This window comes from Prosthecobacter vanneervenii, from assembly GCF_014203095.1.
GTDB classification, from domain to species: domain Bacteria; phylum Verrucomicrobiota; class Verrucomicrobiia; order Verrucomicrobiales; family Verrucomicrobiaceae; genus Prosthecobacter; species Prosthecobacter vanneervenii.
Window position 1 is genome coordinate 8,841 of record NZ_JACHIG010000006.1, and the last position, 21,856, is coordinate 30,696.

The following is a 21,856-nucleotide window of genomic DNA, read 5'->3' on the forward strand; positions in this document are numbered from 1 at the left end:
GTTTCCAAGTTTCCATCCCTAGAGGTGGAAACTCGGAAACTTTTCCAGAGGCTATAGCCTATTGCAAAACAGACTTCCGAAAGGGATAGGTGGAGACACCCGGCGGAGGCTTGAGGACAAGCCTCCCTACCTCGCGCCGGGTGCGCGCATGCCCAGCGCAGGCAGGGCTGGCTGTCCCCAGCCAGCCACCGTCGGAGCCCATGAATTTCTCGCCACGAGAGTCCGCTAAAACGGAAATGAGTTTTGCGAATGGCTATATATTGTAGGGCTTCCTGGGGCCTCGTGGTGGAGGTGCATGGGGGGGCGGGATTTCTGTGTGCCAGACACACTCCTGGCCCAAGATCGCGCTTCGTGTCTCCAAAAGTGCCCCCTAGGCGGAAACGGGAAACGAAGGGGTTTTTCAGACGCTGGTGGAAACGAAGATGGAAACGAAGGCGCAGCTGCCCAGGGACTTTGGAAACGAGACGGCAAGCGCGTGGAAACGAAGCCGGGAGACAGGAAACAAAAATGAGCGCATTTCATGTCCATGATTTCACGCTCCGGCGGGCGCGGTTTCGTCATCCTCACCAAGGCTGCGCTTGTTTCAGCAGGCCGGGGGCGGTGCGGATGAGGAAGTAGCCGTGGAAGGGGAAGAGGTTGGCGTCGGGGGCCGGGGCGGTCTGGGGCTTCCACGCGGGCGGGTTGGTGGTGCCATCGAGGTAGTAGCCGGTGTAGTCGGTGGCGCTCGGGGTGGTGTCGCCGTCCCAGATGCGGAGGCGGTCGGCGTTGTCTGGAGTGGTGCCGGAGGTCAGGCCGCTGACGGGGGCCTGCGTGACGACGGGCCAGCCGGGGGCGATGAGCTGGGTGCCAGCCACGAGCGCGGTGGCGAGGCTGGTCTGGCGGACTTCACCGGTGAACATGAGGACATTGCCCGCACCACGGATCTGCACCATGGCGGCTTCATGCGCGGCGAAGGGGCGTGCATTCATGCTGAGGATGTCGCTGATCCAGGAGCCGCTGGTGTTGGTGCAGGTGGTGTAGTTGCCTGCAGCGGGGTCAAAGAAGAGCACGCGGTCTTCGCTGCTGAAGGAGGCCGGAGGAAGAAGCACTGAAAGGGTGTGGTGCAGGCGGATGCAGATGTGTGCACCGGTCAGGCCACTGAGATCCTGCCCGCCCAGGAGCACCACGGTATTGCCGGAGCTGGCGGTGGCATCGATTTCAAAACGCTGTCCTGCCAGCGGGCCGTCGAGCGCCTCCAGGTAGAGCGAGCCTGCGGGCAGGGTGATGATGGCCGGGAGCATGACCTCGCTGCCGCTCACGGAGACGGCGCGTCCGGTGAAGAAGGCGGCATTGAGCAGCGGCATGCTGAAGGTGCGGGAGCCGGTGGCAAAGCTCTGGCGGCCCCAGCCCTGGATGGCGGAGGTCACGGTGGCTTCTGGGACGCCATCGCGGTTGGCGTCGAGATCCACGCGCAGGTGGAGGTAGCCGGCATCGAGGCCCTTGAAGACGAGCAGCTTTTCCAGCGTGCCATAGGCGCGGGTGAGCGTGCCGTCGGCGTTGATGGTGGTGGTGCTGGCCATGGAGAGCTTCTTCCAGGCGGAGGCCTTGCCGGACTGGGTCAGGTCGGTGAGGGTTTCCAGGCTGATGATGAGGTCATCGTGCGTGGCGGAGGGCACGGTGAGCAGGGCGGTGAGGCTGCCGGTGGAGTCGTGCGTGAGCGCAAAGCGGTTCGGCTGCAGCGGGCTGGCGGGATCGGTGCCCAGGGCGTATTCCAGCAGGTTGGGCAGGCCGTCTTCATCCGGATCGTCCGCAGGGCCGCCGATGGCGCTGTCCTGGCTCCAGGTGGCGAAGGTGGAGGCACCGGGCAGCACGCTGGCGACGAAGCCGCCGGTGACGATGTAGCGGCGGATGACCTCGCTGGCGGCGAAGCCGGTGCCTGCAGGTGCGACGATGCCGAGGTCGCGAGTGAGATCCACACGGGCGTCGATGGCGTCATCAGTGCTGCCTTCAGCGCCGGATTCCGCTGTGCCTACCGGGCAGAATCCGGGGCGGAGGGTGAAGGCGGCGGTGCTGGCTCCGTTGGTGGCGGGGCTGTTGTTAAAGATCAGATCCTGGCCCACGTCATCGTCTCCAGCGACGACGGAGGACATGGGCAGCAGGCCTTCCAGAGGCATGCCAGTGGAGAACTGGGAAGCCGGGATGTGCAGGAAGTAGGTGCCCGGATTCAGGCCATCGAGGTAGTAGCGGCCTTTGCAGCTGCAGCCTGAGCTGCCCACGCTGACTGGTGTGTCCACACCCGGGGTGGCACCCTGGGCGTAGAGCTCCACGTAGATGTTGCCAAGGCTTTCACCTTCATTGCGGCGGCCGTCGCCATTGATGTCGAGGAAGACGAAATTGCCCACGGTCACGCTGGACCAGAGTCCAAAGTCCACGGTCAGGTTGGTGTTGGGGTCGGTGTCGCCATCGGTGATGGATTCAGCGCCGCCGGAGAGATTGACGACAGGACTGAAGACAGGTGTGCCAGCGCCGCCGGGCTGCGCGCCGTCGTTGTTGTTGTCCACATTGTCATCAGCGGTGTCCGGTGTGCCGCCGGTGTAGAGGTAGTCGGCAGGCGGGGTGACTTTGACGTAGTAGTTGCCGGAGGGCAGGGAATTGAAGAGGTAGGCGCCGGTGGAGTCAGTGGTGAGGCTGCTGCCCACCTGCGTGTCTGCAGCGGTGCCGGTGCCGCCGATGGCGTTGTCATCTCCGGTGGTGAAGAGCTGCACGGTGGCACCAGCCACGCCGGGCTCGCCGCTGTCCTTGAGGCCGTTGTTGTTGGAGTCTTCAAAGACGAGGTTGCCGATGGAGAGCGTGAGCACCTGGATGCTGAGGCTGAAGGTCTGAGAGCAGCCGTAAGTGTCTGTGGCCTTCACATTCACCGGGAAGGTGCCCTTGGCCGCTGGTGTGCCGCTGATGATGCCGGTGGAGGAGAGGAGCACGCCGCTGGGCAGGTCCCCGCTCTGCAGGGTGTAGGTGTAGGGCGCGGTGCCGCCTGAGGCGGTGAGCGTCTGCGTGTAGGAGGTGCCCAGGTAGGCGAGCGGCAGCGCTCCGGAGGGCGTGAGGGAGAGCGCGGGGCAGACCGGAGTGACGGTGTAGTTTGCAGTGCCGGAGCAGCCGTCAGAGGCGGTGGCTTTGACGGTGAAGGTGGCCGTCGTGGTGCTGGTGGCGGTGCCGGAGAGCACGCCGCTGCTGCTCAGCGTGAGGCCTGCCGGCAGCGTGCCGCTGGTGATGGTGAAGGTGTAGGGCGAGACACCACCAGAGCCGCTGATCGTCTGTGAATAGGCCGTGCCAACGACTGGAGCGGTGAGCGTGGCAGGCGACTGAGTGATGACGGGGCAGATCTTGATGGAGGCCACGGCGCTGCCCTGGCAGCCATTCGCATCCGTGGCGCGGATGGTCACATTCACGCCGGTGCCATTCGATGTGGTGGGCGTGCCGCTGATGACACCCGTGCTGGCATTCAGGGTGAGGCCCGCAGGCAGCGTGCCGCTGGTGACGGTCCATGAGCCGTAGGGGGCGATGCCGCCCGATGCCGTCATCGTCTGCGAGTAGGCCACACCCACGCCGCCGGTGGTCAGCGTGGCGGGAGTGACGGTGATGACCGGGCAGGCCGGAGTGACGGTGTAGCTGAGGGTGCCGGTGCAGGCATTGCCATCCGTGGCACGCACGGTGAAGGTGGCTGCCGCCGTGCTGGTGGGCGTGCCGGAGATGACGCCGGTGGTGCTGTTGAGGCTGAGGCCCGCTGGCAAGGCACCGCTGCTGATGGAGTAGGTCACGGTACCAAGACCGCCGCTGGAGGAGACGGTCTGCGAGTAGGCGGTGTTGACGGTGGCTGCAGGCAGTGTGGCAGGAGTGACGGTGATGGTCTGGCAGGCCGGAGTGAGCGTGTAGCTGCGGGTGCCGGGGCAGCCATTGGCATCGGTGGCGCTGATGGTGAAGGTGGCGCTGGCAACGGCGGTCGGAGTGCCGGAGAGCACGCCGGTGCTGGTGTTGAAGGTCAGGCCCGCAGGCAGAGTGCCGCTGGCAACCGCATACACGTAGGGCGAGACACCACCCGAGGCGCTGATCGTCTGTGAGTAGCTGGCACCAGCGGTGGCCGTGGCCAGCGTGGTGGGAGCGAGGGTCACGACGGGGCAGATTTTCAGCGAAATAGTGGCCGTAACCTGGCAGCCGCGTGCATCTGTGGTGCGCACGACGAAGCTGGTGGCCGCACCCGTGGAGGCCGTGGGGGTGCCGGAGATGACGCCGGTGCTTGCATTCAAGCTGAGCCCTGCTGGCAGACTGCCGCTGGTGACCGTCCAGGAGGCATAGGGGCCCGTGCCGCCGCTGCCGCTGAGGGTTTGAGAGTAAGCCGTGCCTACGGTGCCGGTGGTGGCCGTGGTGGGGGAAATGGTGAGCGTGGGGCACACCGGTGTGAGGGTGTAGCTCTGGGTGCCAAAGCAGCCATTCGCATCTGTAGCCTTCACGGTGAAGGTGGCGCTGTTTGGGCTGTCAGGCGTGCCGCTGAGCACGCCGCTGCTGCTGAGCGTGGCCCAGGTGGGCAGCGTGCCGCTGGAGACCGTGTAGGTATAGGGGCTGGCGCCGCCGGTGGCGGTGATGGTCTGCGAGTAGGCGGTGCTGACCGTCGCTGTGGCAAGCGTGGCAGGGCTGACTGTGATGACCGGGCAGACCTGGATGAGGATGACCTGCGTGCCCTGGCAGCCGTAGTTGTCCGTGACACGAAGCGTGACGCTGACTCCGGCGCCGTTGCTGGTGGTGGGTGTGCCGGAGATCACACCGCCAGTGCTGAGGCTCAGACCTGCAGGCAGCGTGCCGCTGGTGACGGTCCATGAACTGTAGGGGGCAGTGCCGCCGCTGGCGGTGAGCGTCTGTGAGTAGGCCGTGCCCACGATGCCCTGGGCGCTCGTGACTGGCGTGATGCTGATGGCAGGGCAGTTCGGGGTGAGCGTGTAGCTCAGCGTGCCAGCGCAGCCATTCGCATCGGTGGCCTTCACGGAGAAGGTGGCGGCGGTGGTGCTGGTCGGCGTGCCAGTGATGACACCGGCGGAAGAAAGTGAGGCCCAGGCTGGAAGGCTGCCGCTGGCCAGAGTGTAGGTGTAGGGGGCCGTGCCGCCGCTGGCGGTGATGGTCTGAGAATAGGCCGTGCCGACCACCGGTGTGGTGAGCGTGGTGGGAGCGAGCGTGACGATGGGGCAGATCTGTAGCGTGATGGATTTGGAGCCCTGACAGCCGTAGGTATCCGTGGTGCGCACGGTGATGGTGGTGGCCGGAGAAGCGGTCGCTGTCGGGGTGCCGGAGATGACCCCCGCCGCACTGAGGTTCAGACCCGCAGGCAGCGTGCCGCTGGTGATCGTCCATGAGCCATACGGTGCGGTGCCTCCGGTGGCGCTCAGCGTGGTGGAGTAGGCCGTGCCGATGGTGCCCTGCGGCAGCGTGGACTGAGTGATGCTGATGGTGGGACAGACGGGGGTGATGGTGTAGCTCAGCGTGCCAGAGCAGCCATTGGCATCGGTGGCTTTGACGGAGAAGGTGGCGGCGGTGGTGCTGGTCGGTGTACCGCTCAGCACTCCGGAACTGCTCAGGGTAGCCCAGGTGGGCAGGGTGCCGCTGGCCAGTGAGAAGGTGTAAGGCGTGGCACCGCCGGAGCCAGCGAGCGTCTGTGAATACGCCGTGCCCACCACCGGCGCAGGCAGCGTGGCAGGGGTGAGTGTGACGACCGGGCAGATGATGAAGGTGGCGGTGCGTGTGCCAAAGCAGCCGTAGATGTCCGTGGCCTTGAAGGTGACGCTGACGCCTGCGCCGTTGCTGGAGGTGGGAGTGCCGGAGACCACACCGGTGCTCGAATTCAACGAAAGGCCCGCAGGCAGCGTGCCGCTGCTCACGGAGTAGGTATAGGTGCCGTTGCCGCCGCTGGCGGAGATCGTCTGAGAGTAAGCCGTATTGATGCTGCCGCTGGGAAGCGTGGTGGGGCTAACGACAATGGCAGGGCAGGCCGGAGTGAGGGTGTAGCTGGCCGTGCCGGTGCAGCTATAAATGTCTGCAGCCACCACGGTGAAGGTGGCCGCAGCACTGCTGGTGGGCGTGCCGGAGATGACACCCGTGCTGCTCATGGTGAGCCCCGCAGGCAGCGAGCCGCTGCCGATGCTGTAGGTGTAAGGCGTGCCCTGGCTGCCGCTGGCGGTCACACTTTGTGAGTAGGCGGTGCCAACCGTCGGCGTGGTCAGCGTGGTGGGAGAGAGTGCGATGGGCAGGCAGGTGATGGCGGCCATGTAGTCCTCCACTTCACCGATGCCGCTGGCGCCCACCGGCGTGGGATTCTGCGTGCTGGTGAGGCGGAAGCGCGCACCACGCTGGCCGGGGATGGCGGTGATGGGCACGATGAAGTTTACCGTCTGCACCGCTCCATTGGTGCCGGTGGCGATGGCGATGTTGGTGGCGATCTGCTCGCCGCTGTCGGTGAAGGAGCCGTTGTTGTTGTAGTCGATCCAGGCGTTGAGATAGCCGGTGGCTCCGCTGTTGTTGGTGACCACCACAGTGGCGTTGCCGGCGGTGCCGGGTGTCTGGCTGCCCAGAGTGACGCCGTCTTCGTCAGCGAGATTGGTGATGTCGTCGCCCGTGGCGGTGGAGTTGCGGGTGGAGACGTATTCGGTGTCTGCCAGAGCACCCATGCGCAGGTTGGAGCTGGCGATGCTGGAGGCATCCAGAGCGCCGTTCCAGTCGCCAAAGTCCGTCGTGGGCACCGCGATCACAGTCACGTAGTCTTCCACTTCACCATTGCCGATGTTGCCGGTGGCTCCGGGCGTGAGCACATCCGTGAGGCGAACACGCACGCCGACATTGGAGCCCGTGATGGCATTGGCCGGGACGGTGATGCTGAGGTTCTGCGTGGCATTGCTGCTGCCGGTGGGGATGCTGACATTCGTGGCGATCTGCTCGCTGCTGTCGGCAAAGGAGGCGTTGTTGTTGTAGTCGATCCAGACGTTGAGATAGGCGGTGGAGCCCGTGGTGTTGGTCACGGTCACGGGGATCGTGGCAGGAGCGCCTGCAATCATGGAGGGCAGGACCACGCCGTCTTCGTCAGCGAGGTTGGTGATGTCATCGCCCGTGGCGGTGGCGTTTTTGGTGGAGACGTACTCGGTGTCGATCAGCGCACCGAGGCGCAGGCCGCTGAGAGAGGTGGAAGCCGCATCCGCCATGGTGCTGAGGTCTCCATAATCGAGCAGCGGTGCCGCGATGGTGGTCACGTAGTCCTCCACCTCGCCGCTGCCAGAGGCACCCGTGGAGCCGGGGGATGTGACGGAGGTGAGGCGCACACGCACACCGAGGCTGGTGCCTGTCAGTGCATTGGCAGGGATGGTGATGCTGAGATTTTGCGTGATGCCGCTGCTGCCGGTGGGGATGCTCACATTCGTGGCGATCTGCTCGCCGCTGTCGGTGAGCACGCCGTTGTTGTTGTAGTCGATCCAGGCATTGAGATAAGCGGCGGAGCCCGTGTTGTTCGTCACCACCACAGGGATGGTGGCGGGAGCGCCTGCGGTCATCACAGGCAGAGTCACGCCGTCTTCGTCAGCCTGATTGGTGATGTCATCGCCGGTGGCGGTGGTGTTGGTGGTGGCGGTGAATTCGGTGTCTTCCAGCAGACCGAGGCGCAGGTTGCTGTTCATGGTGCTGGAGGCGCTGCCAAACTTGGTCAAGTCGCCAAAGTCCGTGGTGGGCACGGCGATGGTGGTCACGTAGTCCTCCACTTCGCCATTGCCGCCGCCTGTGCCGGTGGAGCCTGGAGAGATGGCGGAGGTGAGACGGAAGCGCACGCCGAGGCTGGTGCCGGTGGTGGCGGTGGCAGGCACGGTGATGTTTTGATTGAGCGTGGTGCCGCTGGAGCCGTTGGCCACGCTCACATTGGTGAGGATCTGCTCTCCGGTGTCGGTGAAGACACCATTGTTGTTGTAGTCGATCCACGCATTGAGATAAGCCGTCGCGCCGCTGGTGTTTGTGACGATCACCGGAATGGAATAGGAGCCGCCAGCGGTCATCGCGGGCAGGGCCACGCCGTCTTCGTCAGCCAGGTAGGTGATGTCATCTCCGGTGGCGGTGGCGTTTTTTGTGGAGCTGAATTCGGCGTCGATCAAAGAGCCGAGCTTGAGGGAGGAGACGATCGTGTTGGAGGCGTCCGCAGCACCGCTCCAGTCGCCGTAGTCGATGGTGGGGCCCACGATGTTGACCAAGTAGTCTTCCACTTCGCCCGTGCCGGAGGTGCCTGTGGGGCCGGGGCTGGACACGGAGGTGAGACGGAAGCGCACGCCCAGATTGGTGCCGGTCGTGGCGGTGTTGGGAACAGTGATGGCAATGTTTCGGGTGGCGGCGGAGGTGCCGGTGGCGATGATGATGTTGGTGGCGATCTGCTCGCCGGAGTCGGTCAGGACGCCGTTGTTATTGTAGTCGATCCAGGCGTTGAGGAAGGCGGAGGCACCGCTGGTGTTTGTCACCACGACCGGGATGGTGGCTGCCACGCCTGCGCTGAGGGAAGGCATCGTGACGCCGTCTTCGTCATCGCTGCCGGTGATGTCGTCACCTGTTGCCGCCGCATTCACCGTGGGGTTGTATTCTGCATCCACCAGCGCGCCCATGCGCAGCGCGGTGCTGGCCGTGCTGGAGGCATTGCCGAAGCCGTTGAAGTCGCTGTAGTCCAGCGTCGGGGCGGCGATGTTGATGACGTAGTCTTCGATCTCGCCCACGGCGGCATTGGCACCCGTGGAGCCGGGAGAGGTCGGGGCGGAGAGGCGGAAGCGTGCGCCCACATTGGTGCCGGTCACCGCCGTGGTGGGCACGGTGAGGGTGATGTTGAAGGTGGTGCCGCTGCTGCCGGTGGGGATGTTGATGTTGGTGGCGATCTGTTCGCCAGCGTCTGTGAGCACACCGTTGTTGTTGTAGTCGATCCAGGCGTTGAGGTAACCGAGCGCGCCGGTGCTGTTGGTGATGACCACCGGGATCGTCACTGTCTGTCCTGCGGTCATGGAGGGCAGGGTGACGCCGTCTTCGTCGTCAATGCCGGTGGTGTCATCTCCTGTGGCGGTGGCGTTGCGGGTGGAGGCGTATTCGGCATCCACGCTGGCGCCCATCTGCAGGCTGGGGCTGATGCCCTGGGAGGCGTCTGCAAAGCCGCTGAAGTCACCAAAGTCCGTCGTCGGTGCGGTGATGTTGACCACGTAGTCTTCGATCTCGCCCGTGCCCACGTAGCCGGTGCTGCTCGGAGAGGCGGAGGAGGTCAGCATGGTGCGAACGCCGATGTTCACACCTGTCAGGGTGGTGGCCGGCACGGTGATGCTTAGATTTTGCGTGCTGTTGCTGGTGCCGGTGGCCACGGTCACATTGGTCACGATCTGCTCGCCTGGATCGGTGAGCACGCCGTTGCCATTGAAGTCGATCCAGGCATTGAAGTAGGCGGTTGTGCCCGAGGTGTTGGTGACCACGACAGGGATGACGGCCGGTCCACCCGCGATCATGGAAGGAAGCGTGACGCCATCTTCATCATCCACGCCGGTGATGTCGTCGCCGGTGGCCGTGGTATTGGTGGTGGCGTTGTATTCGGTGTCTGTCAGCGCACCGAGGCGGAGTGCACTGCTGGCAGTGCTGCTGGCCAGGGTGAAGAGCGAGTAGTCGCCAAAGTCTGTGGTGGGCTGGGCGATATTGACCACATAGTCTTCCACTTCGCCGACACCACCCGCGCCCGTGGAGCCTGGAGAGATATCGGTGGAGATGCGCGCACGCACCCCCAGATTGGTGCCGGTGACTGCAGCCGCCGGCACGGTGATGCTGATGTTGAACGTGGCGTTGTTGGTGCCGGTGGGCACGCCGGTATTGGTGGCGATCTGCTCTCCGGCATCGGTGAAGACGCCGTTGTTGTTGTAGTCGATCCAGACATTCAGATAAGCCGGAGATCCGGTGGCATTGGTGGCGGTGACGGGGATCGTGGCCGGAGCACCAGCGGTCATGGCCGGAAGCGTGACACCGTCTTCGTCATCCACGCCGGTGATGTCGTCACCTGTGGCGGTGGCGTCGGTGGTGGCAGCGTATTCGGTGTCCACCAGCGCACCGAGGCGCAGGTTGGTGCTGGCGGTGTTGGAGACGGTGGGTGCTCCGCTGAAGTCGCCAAAGTCGGTGAGCGGGGCCAGGATGGTCACGCCGTGGTCTTCCACTTCACCCGTGCCTGCGGCACCGATGGAGCCGGGGCTGCTCACGCTGGTGAGGCGGAAACGTGTGCCGATCGTGGCGGCGGCAGTCACGGCATTGGTGGGCACGGTGAAGCTGACGTTCACCGTGCTGTTGGTCAGGCCGGTGGCCACGCTCACGTTGGTGGCGATCTGTTCGCCAGCATCGGTGAGCGCGCCGTTGTTGTTGAAGTCGATCCACGCATTGAGGTAGGCCACGGCACCGGTGTTGTTGGTCACGGTGACGGGCAGCGTGATCGGCTGGCCTGCGGTCATGGAGGGGAAGGTGACGCCGTCTTCGTCGTCCTGATTGGTGATGTCATCGCCTGTGGCTGCGGCATTCAGCGTGGAGGTGCCTTCGAGGTCCACCAGCGCGCCGATGCGCAGGTTAGTGCTGCCGGTGCTGGAAGCATCGGCAAAGAGCGAGAAGTCGCCAAAGTCCGTCGTCGGTGCGGTGATGGTGGTCACGAAGTCCTCCACTTCCCCGTTGCCGCTGATACCCGTGGCTCCCGGGCTGCTGGTGGAGGTGAGGCGCGTGCGGACACCCACGGTGCCGAGAGTGGCATTTACCGGCGTGAAGAAGCTGACGATGCGCGGGCTGTTTGTGGTACCGGTGGCGACGAGAATGTTGGTGGCGATCTGCTCGCCGGAGTCGGTGAGCAGTCCATTGCCATTGAAGTCGATCCACACATTGAGATAGGCCGAGGCACCGCTGGTATTGGTCATGGTCACCGTCATGGATGCGGCAGCGCCCTGGGTGATGCTGGAGGCGATGACGACACCGTCTTCGTCATCGATGCCGGTGATGTCATCCCCCGTGGCGGAGGTGTTGGTGGTGGCGGTGGCTTCCGCATCGGTGGTGGCACCGAGGCGCAGGGTGGAGTTCATGCGGCTGCCCACGCTGCCAAAAACGCTGTAGTCGCCGTAGTCGGTATCGGGTGCAGGAGCGACGGTGTAGCTTTGCGTCACCGCGCAGCCGTTGGCATCAGTAGCGGAGATGACGAAGGTGGTTGAAGTGACGGAGGTGGGCGTGCCGCTGAGCACCCCGGTGCTGGTATTCAGCGTGAGGCCTGCGGGAAGCGTGCCGCTGGAAACAGCATAGACATACGGGGTGGCTCCACCGCTGGCGGAGATCGTCTGCGAGTAGGCGCTGTTGATGGTGCCGTTTGGCAGCGTGGACGGCGTCATGGTGATCACCGGACAGATTTTGACGGTGTAGGCGCGCGTACCGCTGCAGGCCATGGGGATGGGCGGGGAAACCTTGGCGGAGTTTACCAGGCTGGTGACGGTGGGATCCACGCGGATCTCCATGTGGTCGTCATAAGTGGACTGCCCAGCACGGACGATGTAGATGCGGAACCTGCCCGTGCCAGAGTTGCCACCGGCGGCTGCGTCTGCGCTGGTCACGGTGACGAGCTGGCCGGCATTGAAGCTGGTGAGGTTCCAGTCCGCCGGTGTGGTCGGATCATTGGCTCCGGCGCTGGTGTAGGTAAAGCTGACCTTGCTCCAGTCGATGGGGCTGCTGGAGCCGTCACTGGGCAGCACATAATCGCGGATGTTGAAGGAATCTCCCGGATTGAGGTCGAGATTGTAAGTGGAGAATTTGAGCTGCGGCACGGCCACCGGACCCGTGCTTGCGCTGACGGTGAAACTTGCCGTGCCCCCCGTGGTGGGACTGCCGGAGACGACGCCCGTGCTGGAGTTGAGGGAGAGTCCGGCAGGCAGAGCACCGGAAGCAACGGTCCATGAATACGTGGCCGAAGGGGTGGCGCTCAGTGTGGCTGAGTATGCGCTGCCCACGATGCCACCATTGAGTGATGTGGGCGCGATGGTGACATTGGGACAGGCCGGCGCAAGAATGTAGGTGCGGGTGGTGGAGCAGCCGTAGGTGTCCGTGGATTTGATGGTGAAAGTATAGCTGGCTGTGCTGGTGGGAGTGCCGCTGAGCACACCAGCGGAGGAAAGCGTGGCCCATGGCGGGAGCGTGCCACTGGGGATGGTGTAAGTGAACGGAGATGCACCGCTGCTGGTGGTGATGGTCTGGGAGAATGCCGTGCCCACTGTAGCGACAGGCAGAGTGGCAGGCAGAAGGGACATGGCCGGGCAGACCTGCACGGTGTAGCTCTTGGTGCCTGCGCAGTTGAAGCTGTCCGTGGCGCTGATGGTGAAGGTGGAGCCTGCGCCATTGCTGAGAGTGGGGGTGCCGCTGATGATGCCGGTGCTGGCATTGAGCGACAGGCCGGAGGGCAGCGTGCCGCTGGAGACTGCGTAGGTGTAGGAGGATGAGCCGCCGCTGGCACTAACTGTCTGCGAATAGGCGGTGCCCACGATGCCGGGTGAAAGCGTGGCCGGTGTGAGGGTGATGACGGGGCAGCTGATGGCAAAGGTGACAGCCAGGGTGCCGACGCATCCATTCGCATCGGTGACGCGCAGAGTCACATTGCTGCTGACCTGGGTGGTGGGCGTGCCACTGACGACTCCGGTGCTGGAATTGAGCGTGAGGCCCGCAGGCAGTGTGCCGCTGGCCACAGCGTAGGTGTAAGCCGAGGAGCCGCCATTGGCGCTGAAGCTCTGCGAGTATGCAGAGCCGACCATGCCGGCGGCAGGTGTGGCAGGAGAAAGTGTGATGACGGGGCAGATCTGCAGCGTGATGGATTTGGAGCCCTGGCAGCCGTAGGTGTCATTCACCCGCACCGTGATGGTGGTGGAAGGAGAAGCAGAGGCTGTGGGCGTGCCGGAGATGACGCCGGTGCTGGCATTGAGTGTGAGGCCTGCAGGCAGATTGCCACTGGTGATGGTCCAGCTGGAGTAGGGTGCCGTGCCGCCAGTGGCGCTGAGGGTTGTAGAGTAGGCTGTGCCCACGGTGCCCTGTGGCAGCGAGGACTGGCCGATGGTGATGGTGGGGCAGACTGGGATGACGGTGTAGCTCAGCGTGCTGGAGCAGTTGTTGGCATCTGTTGCTTTCACCGTGAAGGTGGCGGAGGTGGTGCTGTTGGGGGTGCCGCTGAGCACGCCTGATGAGCTCAGCGTGGCCCAGGTGGGCAGCGCACCACTGGTGACGGTGTAGGTGTAGGGCGAAGCACCGCCGCTGGTGGTGAGGGTCTGCGAGTAGGACGTGCCAACGGTGGGCGTGGACAGTGTGGTGGGGGAGATCGTCAGGACCGGGCAGATTTGCAGCGTGATGGATTTGGAGCCCTGGCAGCCATAGGTGTCATTCACACGCACGGTCAGGGTGGTGGAAGGAGATGCGGAGGCCGTGGGCGTGCCGGAGATGATGCCGGTGCTGGCTGCGAGGGTGAGGCCTGCGGGCAGGGTGCCGCTGGTGATCGTCCAACTGGAGTAAGGTGAAGTACCGCCGGTGGCGGTGAGAGTGGTGGAGTAGGCCGTGCCCACGATGCCCTGAGGCAGCGTGGACTGGCCGATGGTGATGGTGGGGCAAATGGGAGCCAGTGTGTAGCTCAGGGTGCCAGCACAGCCATTGGCATCGGTCGCTCTGACGGTAAAGGTGGCGGAGGTGGTGCTGTTCGGAGTGCCGCTGAGCGCGCCTGCAGAGGTCAGCGTGGCCCAGGTGGGCAGCGTGCCGGAAGAAACCGTGTAGCTGTAGGGAGCGGTGCCGCCGCTGGCGGTGATCGTCTGCGAGTAGGCCGTGCCCACGGTGGCTGCGGACAGCGTGGCAGGAGTAAGAGTGACGACCGGGCAGATCTGCAGAGTGACGTTCTGCGTACCCGGGCAGCCGTTGGCATCGACCACACGCACGGTGAGTGTGGTGGCAGGTGAAGCCGTGGCCGTGGGCGTGCCGCTGATGACGCCGGTGCCCGTGGCCAGTGACAGACCGGATGGCAGCGTGCCGCTGGTGATGCTCCAGGAGCCATACGGGGCCAGGCCACCGCCTGCTGTGAGAGTGGTGGAGTAGGCCACACCCATGGTGCCCTGCGGCAGCGAGGTCTGAGCGATGGTGACGGTGGAGCAAACCGGCGTGATGGTGTAGCTCACGGTGCCGGAGCAGCCTCGGGCATCTGTGGCTCTGACCGTGAAGGTGGCGGAGGTGGTGGTGGTCGGCGTGCCGCTGAGCACACCGCCGGAGCTGAGCGTGGCCCAGGCGGGCAGCGTGCCGCTGGAGACGGAGTACGTGTAGGGCGAAGTGCCGCCATTGGCGCTGATGGTCTGTGAATAAGCAGTGCCCACTGCGGCTGCTGCTGCCGTGGTGGGAGAGAGTGTGATGGAGGGGCAGATGCTGACGGTGTAATCCTCCACCTCGCCGTTGCCAGATGTGCCGACGGAACCGGGCGTGCTGACGGAGGTGAGGCGCACGCGTACACCTGCCGTGCCAGTGGTGGCACCACTGGGGACGGTGAAGGTGATGTTGCGGGTGGCGGCGTTGGTGCCGTTGGCGATGACCGTGTTGCTGGCCACCTGCTCTCCAGAATCTGTCAGGACACCGTTGCCGTTGAAGTCCACCCAGGCGTTCAGGAAGGCGGATGCACCGCTCGTGTTGGTCATGGTCACGCTTAGCGTGCCAGAGGTGCCCTGCACGAGCGCCGCTGGCACAGTGACGCCATCTTCATCATCCACGCCTGTGATGTCGTCCCCTGTGGCTGTGGTGTTGGTGACGGCGGAGTATTCGGCGTCTGTCTGCGAGCCGATGAAGAGATTGCTGACCAGCGCACTGCCTGCGCTGCCAAAAGAGGAGTAGTCACCGTAGTCGTAGGCCGTCAGCAGGCCGAAGTCGATGGTGTCTTCCGTATTGTCTCCAGATCCAGCCGTGAGGTTGCCGGGCTCGGTGGCCTGGGCCAGGGTGATGACCGGACTATAAACCGTCGTGGCGCGGCCGCCGGGCTGCGAGCCGTTGTTGTCATTGTCCACCCCGTTGTCGCCAGCGACCGTGCTGCTCACAAAGGAGTACAAGGTCGGCGGCGTGACGGTCACAAAGTATCTCCCGGCGGCGAGACCTGCAAAGCTGTAGGAACCCGTGGCATCGGTGGTGGAGGTGGTGATCAGTGTGTCGGCAGCCGTGCCCGTGCCGCCGATGGCGTTGTCTGTCCCAGGGCTCCAGAGCTGGACCGTAACGCTGCCGATGCCGCTTTCACCGCTGTCGAACAGGCCGTTGTTGTTCACGTCGTTCCAAACAGTGTCGCCGATGCTGAGGGTCTGCGAGAGGCCAAAGGTCGCATTGACCACCCCGACGCTGCCGACTGCCACAGTGAGCCTGCCATCCACCGTGCCGTCACTGCCCGCACCGGAACCGAGAAATTCGCCCGCATTGAGCCAGCCTTTGGGAAGAGCTGCGGCAGGTGCGGTGGATCCCAGGCTGCCGTAGGAGGTGCTCAGGACGACTCTGTAAGTGGTGTTGGCCGTGGCACCGCCGAGAATGAAGGTGCCGTCACTCTTCACTGGGAAGGAGTCCACGAGATTACCTGACCCATCCACCAGCATGGCATAGAGAGTGCCTCCAGCATTGGTGCCTGTGCCGCTGAGGATGCCGTCGCTCAGTCCGTTGATGTCATTGTAAACGATGCCTTTGACCCCCAGGGAAGTGACGGAGGAGGAGATGCCTTCGGAAAGATCCGTGTAGGAGGCAGTGGGCAGCGGGCCAACTCGCACCCCCACAGGAGAGCTTGTGTCATAGTTGTCGATTCGGTAAATGTTTGTCCCCGTGGCACCGAGTGCGTAGAGGCGGGAGACACCGCCCACACCGGCGATCTGGACCGAGCTGTTGGTGGAATAGGGGATTTGGGCGTCAAAATTCACCGAGGTGGCGGCGCTGCCGGATGGGTTGATGCCGTTGTCGATGAATTGGGTGAAAAGTGTGTTGGCGCTGTTGATCACGGTGGAGGTCACCAGCAGTCCGTCCTGAGGGCGGATCACAAAGTCACCGCCATTGAAGGTCTGGCTGGTGTGGAAGAAGGAAGTGTAGTCCGTGATGGCCGGGGAGTTGAGTGAAAGGCCGTTGGCACTGAGGTTCCAGACCGCCACGTTATTGCTGAGCTGGCCCCCGGCGTAGTAGGCACCGTTGTAGTAAGCAGCACGCGGGAATGCCCCGGAACTGGCGGAGCCGGAAACCGGTGAGCCGGTGTTCAGAGGGATGTTGGAGAGAGACGAGCCCGTCACCAACTGGTAGCTCCACGTCTTGCTCACGTTGTCGTAGGCAGCCGTGTAAAGATTTGCATTGTAGCCGCTGGAGCCGGTGGAAGTAGCCAGCCAGTAGAAGCGGCGGTTCAGCCAGTCCAGCGCCAGGCCGTTCATGTAGGCATCCGTGGCGCTCGCATTGAAGCCCGTAGAGGCTGTGGTCAGGTCCAGAATACCAGGCGTGACGGAAACCGTGGGGGATGAGGAGTTGGGATTGTAAACTGAGATCTCATCCAGGTAGAAGCGGCCGCCGGCGGAGCGTATCGTGTAGAAGTAGTCGCGGAAATTGGAGGAGGGGGCCACGATGGTGGTGGTGTAGTCTTCCACTTCCCCGTAGCTGCTGGCGCCAGTGGGGCCGGGCGAGGCGGCGGAGGTCAGACGAAAGCGTGCACCCACCGAGCCGAGGGTGGCGTTGCTGGGCACATCAAAGTAAAAGGTCTGATAGTCGCCGACGGTGCCATCATCCACCACGACGTTGGTGATCACTTGATCATCTGCGTCCGTGAGCGAGCCGTTGTTGTTGAAGTCCAGCCAGCCGTTCAGATAAGCGGGTGCACCGCTGGTATTGTTGAGCTTCACCGTCACAGCCACCCCGGCCTGGCCCTGCACGAGGATGGCCTGCAATGTCACACCGTCTTCATCGGAGATGTTGGTGATGTCATCTCCTGTTGCGGCAAGGTTGGTCACAGCTGTGATTTCTGTGTCTTCCAGGTCACCGATGCTGAGAGTGCTGGTGTTGTAGCTGCTGGCGTCTGCAAACATTGAGAAGTCCCCACGGTCAGAGCCTGGCACCACGGTGATCGCGTAGTCTTCCACCTCGCCTGTGCCGCTGATGCCGCTGTTTCCCGGTGAGGCGCTGGATGTGAGCCTGAATCTGACACCGATGACACCTGGGGCTGCCGAGGCTGGAACGGTGAAGGTGTAGGACCTGCTGGCACCGCTCGTGCCGGTGGCAACCACGTCATTGACGACGATCTGCTCTCCGACATCGGTGAGCACGCCGTTGTTGTTGAAGTCGATCCAGCCGTTGAGGTAGGCGTCTGCTCCAGTGGAGTTGGTCAGATTCACTGTGACCGTGACCCCGGTCTGACCTTGAACGACTGACGTGGGCACTGTCACACCGTCTTCGTCATCCACTCCGTTGGTGTCGTCACCTGTGGCTGCGGCATTTCCCAGCCCCGAGGATTCACTGTCCACCTGTGCGCCCATTCTGAGGGAGGTGGACAGCGTGCTGCCCGCAATCCCAAAGGCTGAGTCATCGCCAAAATCCGTCGCGGGCAGGATGCTGACCACGTAGTCTTCCACTTCGCCGTTTCCACTGGCGCCGGTGGGACCCGGGCTGCTGGTGGAGGTGAGGCGCACACGCACGCCCACGGTGGCCTGGGCTGCGGTGGCGGGCACGGTGAAGGAGAGGGCCCTGTTTGCTGCGGTGGTGCCGGTGGCGATGGTGGTGTTTGCCGCGATCTGTTCGCCACTGTCGGTAAGCACGCCGTTGTTGTTGTAGTCGATCCAGGCGTTGAGATAGGCGGTGGCGCCAGTGTTGTTGGTCACGTTCACCGTCATGCTGCCTGAGGTGCCCTGCACGACGTAGGCAGGCAGGGTCACACCATCTTCATCATCTGCACCGGTGATGTCGTCACCGGTGGCGGTGGAGTTGGTGACTGCGACAGACTCCGTGTCCAGCACCATGCCGAGCTTGAGGTTGGAGTTGTAGTTGCTGCTGACACTGCCAAAGCTGGCAAAGTCCCCGAAGTCCGTGGTGGGCGGAGTCAGGGTGTAGCTACGAGTGGCCACACAGCCGTTGGCATCGGTGGCACTCACGGTGAATGTGGCGGCGGCAGTGCTGGATACGGTGCCATTGATGAGGCCTGTGCTTGGATTCAGCGAGAGTCCAGAAGGCAGGCTGCCACTGGCGATGGCATAGGTGTATGGCGTGGCTCCGCCGGAGCCTGATACACTTTGAGTGTAGGGTGCGTTGATGCTGGTGGCCGGCAGCGTGGCAGGGCTGATCGTAATGACCGGGCAAACCTGCACGGTATAGGTCTGTGATCCCCTGCAGCCATTGGCGTCGGTGGCTTGGATCGTGACATTGGTGCCAGCGCCGTTGCTCGTCGTCGGCGTTCCGCTCAGCACACCGGCAGAGCTGAGGCTCAGGCCTGAAGGCAGTGTGCCGCTGGTGACTGCGTAGCTGTAGGATCCGGTGCCGCCTGAAGAGGTGAATGTCTGGCTGAAACTGCTGCCAACAAAGGCGTCTGGGATCGTGGAAGGGCTGAGGCTGATGGTGGGGCACACGGGTGTGATCGTGTAGGCCTGAGATCCTGCGCAGGTGTTGGCTCCGGTGGCGGTGACTGTGAATGTGGCGGAGGCACTGCTGGTGGGAGTGCCGGAAAGCACCCCTGCGCTGCTCAGGGAAAGACCGGCGGGCAGCGTGCCTGAAGTCACCGCATAGCTGAAAGTGGTGGAAGATCCCGAAGCCGTCAGAGTCTGAGAGTACGAAGTGCCTACGGTCGGGGTGGTCACCGTGGTGGGACTGAGCGTGACCGTGGGGCACGCGATGGTCATGACGTTGTCCTCCACCTCTCCATTTCCCACGGTGCCAGTTGGGCCTGGGCTGCTGGTGGAGGTCAGACGCACACGCACACCAGCCACGCCGATGGAGGCCGTCGCGGGCACGGTGAAGTTGACGGTTCTGTTGGCTGCGGAGGTGCCGGTGGCGATGGTGGTATTGGAGGCCACCTGCTCGCCGGAGTCTGTCAGGACGCCATTACGATTGTAGTCGATCCACACGTTGAGAAAAACCGTGGCTCCGCTGCTGTTGGACACGTTGATGGTCATCGAGCCAGAGGTGCCCGCCACGATGCTGGCTGGCAGGGTGACACCATCTTCGTCATCATTGCCTGTGGTGTCGTCACCGGTGGCGGTGGCGTTGGCCGTGATTACAGACTCCGTGTCGGTGCTGGCGCCGATTTTGATGCTGCTGATCTGCGTGCTGCCAGCGCTGCCAAACAAGGAGTAGTCGCTAAAATCCGTCGCCGCACCGGCGGTCGTTGCAGCCACCAGCAGCACGCTGGTCATGAAAACGATCAGACGCGCCGCTGTGAGGCGGCACGTCAGGTGGTGCAATCGTGATGCGGATTCCCTCATGGGGTGCTTCTCAAAGCAGGGTCGAGCGGTTCAGACGGCGGGCGCGGCGGATCAGGTGGGTGGCGGCAGCTGCCAGGAGCAGGACGGCGGAGCCGGGCTCTGGCACCACAGTGGTCTGCAGGCTGAAGGTTCCCGGATTGGCGGAGTAGGTCCCCGGGCCCTGCACGTTGTTAGCACCGCCGACGACAGTCACGTGGGCATCACTCAGGTTCCAGTTGTAAGGGTTGCTGTCAGAGGGGGCTGGAATGATCCACGGGTCTCCGGTGTTGCTTGGATCGGCCGCATAGGAAACCAAGGCCCATTCACTGGTGGGAACGATGTCCTTGGAGTTGTAGGCCCAGAGATAGGCGATGTCGTCCTTGTTGAATTGATAAGCAGGGTCGGCATCAGGAGAATTGGAGCTGTTGTCAGACAGCAGGTCCACCGTGGCAGTGAAGAACTGCTGGGCGCTGTTCCAGCCGTTCAGGTCCGGGTCATAAGCACGGTCAATCACGTGCCAGTTGGCCGCCCATTGATCCACGTTCTGGTAGGTGGGCACAAAAGAGCCGAAGGTGCCAATCTCGAAGCTGTAGGTGGAGTCCAGGGCGTTTCCGGCACTGTCGAAAAGATTGTCGTTGAAGGCACTGCTCCAGAAAAACGTGCTGGCCTGGGCACCTGGAATCCAAGCCAGTGCCAAGGCTAGGCAGAGGAGTTTGGGGAGTTTGAGGGGCGTTTTCATGCAGGGGTTTTCTTGGCTGTTCGGAGGAGGCAGGGAGGGGGTTTTGGGTGGAGAAGGGCATCCCCACGGGAGCAGCAGTGAAGATCTGGCTTCTGACGTATCAGGTATATTATAATTATAATAACAGTAAAGCCGACTCTCAAGCCTGAATTACCATTTATTTTGGAAATCTTTACTTTCTCAGCGGCTTTTGGTGCCATCTGCCGTTTTCTTAAGCGCTCAGGGTGGCTTTTTCGCAGGCTGGGGGCGTTCAGGGGGGGCTGTCAGCCAGTCTGCGGCAGCCACGGCCACAAATTGTCGTGGCATACAGCCGTGGTGCGGCTAAGGGAGCACATGAAGTTGGCACAAGGTCAGATCTGGAGGCAGGGGGAAGAGTATTACCGCATCGTGAAATGGGCGCGTCTTTCAATCGAGTACAAGGCGATGAAGGACCCTGCCACCAAGCAGGGAACGCTGCACACGGTGACCAAGAAGGAGTTTTGCCGCCTGATCAAAGGAGCCGAACTGCTAGGGCCGGGAGGCCTTTCCCAAACAGAGGCTGAGGCTATTCCCGCTCCAGAAGAAGAGTGAACTCGTGCCGGTTGTAGGTCAGGTGTGTCTGGGCAAAGAGCCGCAGACCCGCCGCCGTGGCCATGGAGACGATGAGCCGGAAGAGCTCGTTGGGCTCCTCCACGTTATCGATGCGTGGCACTTTGAGCGTAAAAACGACCAGACCGCCCGTTTTGAGGAAACGTGAGAGGCGGATGACCTGCTCGATGGATTCCTCAGGCGGGCCGTTCATGTCGCAGAGCAGGGCGTCATAGGAGGTGCCTGCCTTGGGCTGGAAGGCTGCCACGTCCTCCAGAAAAAATCGCAGGCCTGGACGCCCGTTGAGGCGCTTGTCCAGCGGAGCGCGGTCAATGGCTGTGACTCGAAAGTTTCGGGCCAGCAGCTCGGAGGTCATGCCGCCGGGGCAGGCCCCCAGCTCGATCCAGTGGCTGCCCTCTTTGAGCGGCGGGCGGTAGAGCAGCAGATAGTGCAGCGCTTCGGCGATCTTGGCTCCGGCTCGGCTGATGGTGTCCGGTGCATCCTGGTCGATGTATTTGCTGCCACCTGGGTAGAGTCCGTTGCAGGCACGCGGGCTCTGCATGCCACAGAAGAGGCCCTCTTTCCCAACCAGGCAGAAAAGGGTCTCCGCTTCCGGATTCTGCTCCTCCACCGTGTCAGCAGGCAGTTTGGGAAAAAGCTGCAGCACGCGGCCGCGCAGGTTGGACGCCAGGCTGCGGTAATACTTGTCCGGAGAGGTGGGATGCAGCGTGCCGATGAAGATGCCCTGCGGGCGGCGCTCTCCAAATTTTCTCAGCAGTGTCTGTGCAGCTTTCTCAATGAAGCCCTCCATTTTCTGCGGATTGCAGGGCCAGGTGTGCTCCATGGGCAGGTTCCAGCGGACAAATTTACCTGTCTCGGACTGCCGGATGGCGGCAGGTGCGGTGGTCTTGATGAGATAATAATCCTGCCCCAGGCGTGTGTTGGATGCAGCGCCGATCCCGAGCAAGACCTCCTCAGCGATTCCTTCGAAAATTTCAGGGATTCGCGCCAGCCAGGGCTGGAGGGCTGGGGTGGTGTCTTGCGGGGGACTTTCTGGCATCGGTGATTATTCTGC

4 protein-coding genes are annotated in these 21,856 nt (G+C 63.3%); 1 reads left to right on the plus strand and 3 read right to left on the minus strand.

All coding sequences use genetic code 11. From position 1 onward, the window contains the following. Positions 1–563 precede the first annotated feature (563 nt). Both HNQ65_RS14440 and HNQ65_RS14445 read right to left on the minus strand, forming a co-directional pair. On the minus strand, positions 564–19,496 hold the full coding sequence (locus HNQ65_RS14440; protein WP_184340285.1) for a putative Ig domain-containing protein: 18,933 nt from the start codon (positions 19,494–19,496) through the stop codon (positions 564–566). A 10-nt stretch (positions 19,497–19,506) separates the two neighbouring features. Further along, entirely contained in the window at positions 19,507–20,214 is a 708-nt protein-coding gene (locus HNQ65_RS14445) for a hypothetical protein (protein ID WP_184340286.1), read from the minus strand. A 333-nt stretch (positions 20,215–20,547) separates the two neighbouring features. On the opposite strand from HNQ65_RS14445, the gene HNQ65_RS14450 reads away from it, so the two are divergent. Further along, the gene (locus tag HNQ65_RS14450) at positions 20,548–20,784 is read left to right on the plus strand and encodes a hypothetical protein (RefSeq protein WP_184340287.1); all 237 of its coding nucleotides are present in this window, start codon (positions 20,548–20,550) and stop codon (positions 20,782–20,784) included. Here HNQ65_RS14450 and HNQ65_RS14455 read toward each other — a convergent pair. Further along, on the minus strand, positions 20,759–21,841 hold the full coding sequence (locus HNQ65_RS14455) for an SAM-dependent methyltransferase (RefSeq protein ID WP_184340288.1): 1,083 nt from the start codon (positions 21,839–21,841) through the stop codon (positions 20,759–20,761). The genes HNQ65_RS14450 and HNQ65_RS14455 overlap by 26 nt on opposite strands. Between the last annotated feature and the right edge of the window lie 15 nt (positions 21,842–21,856).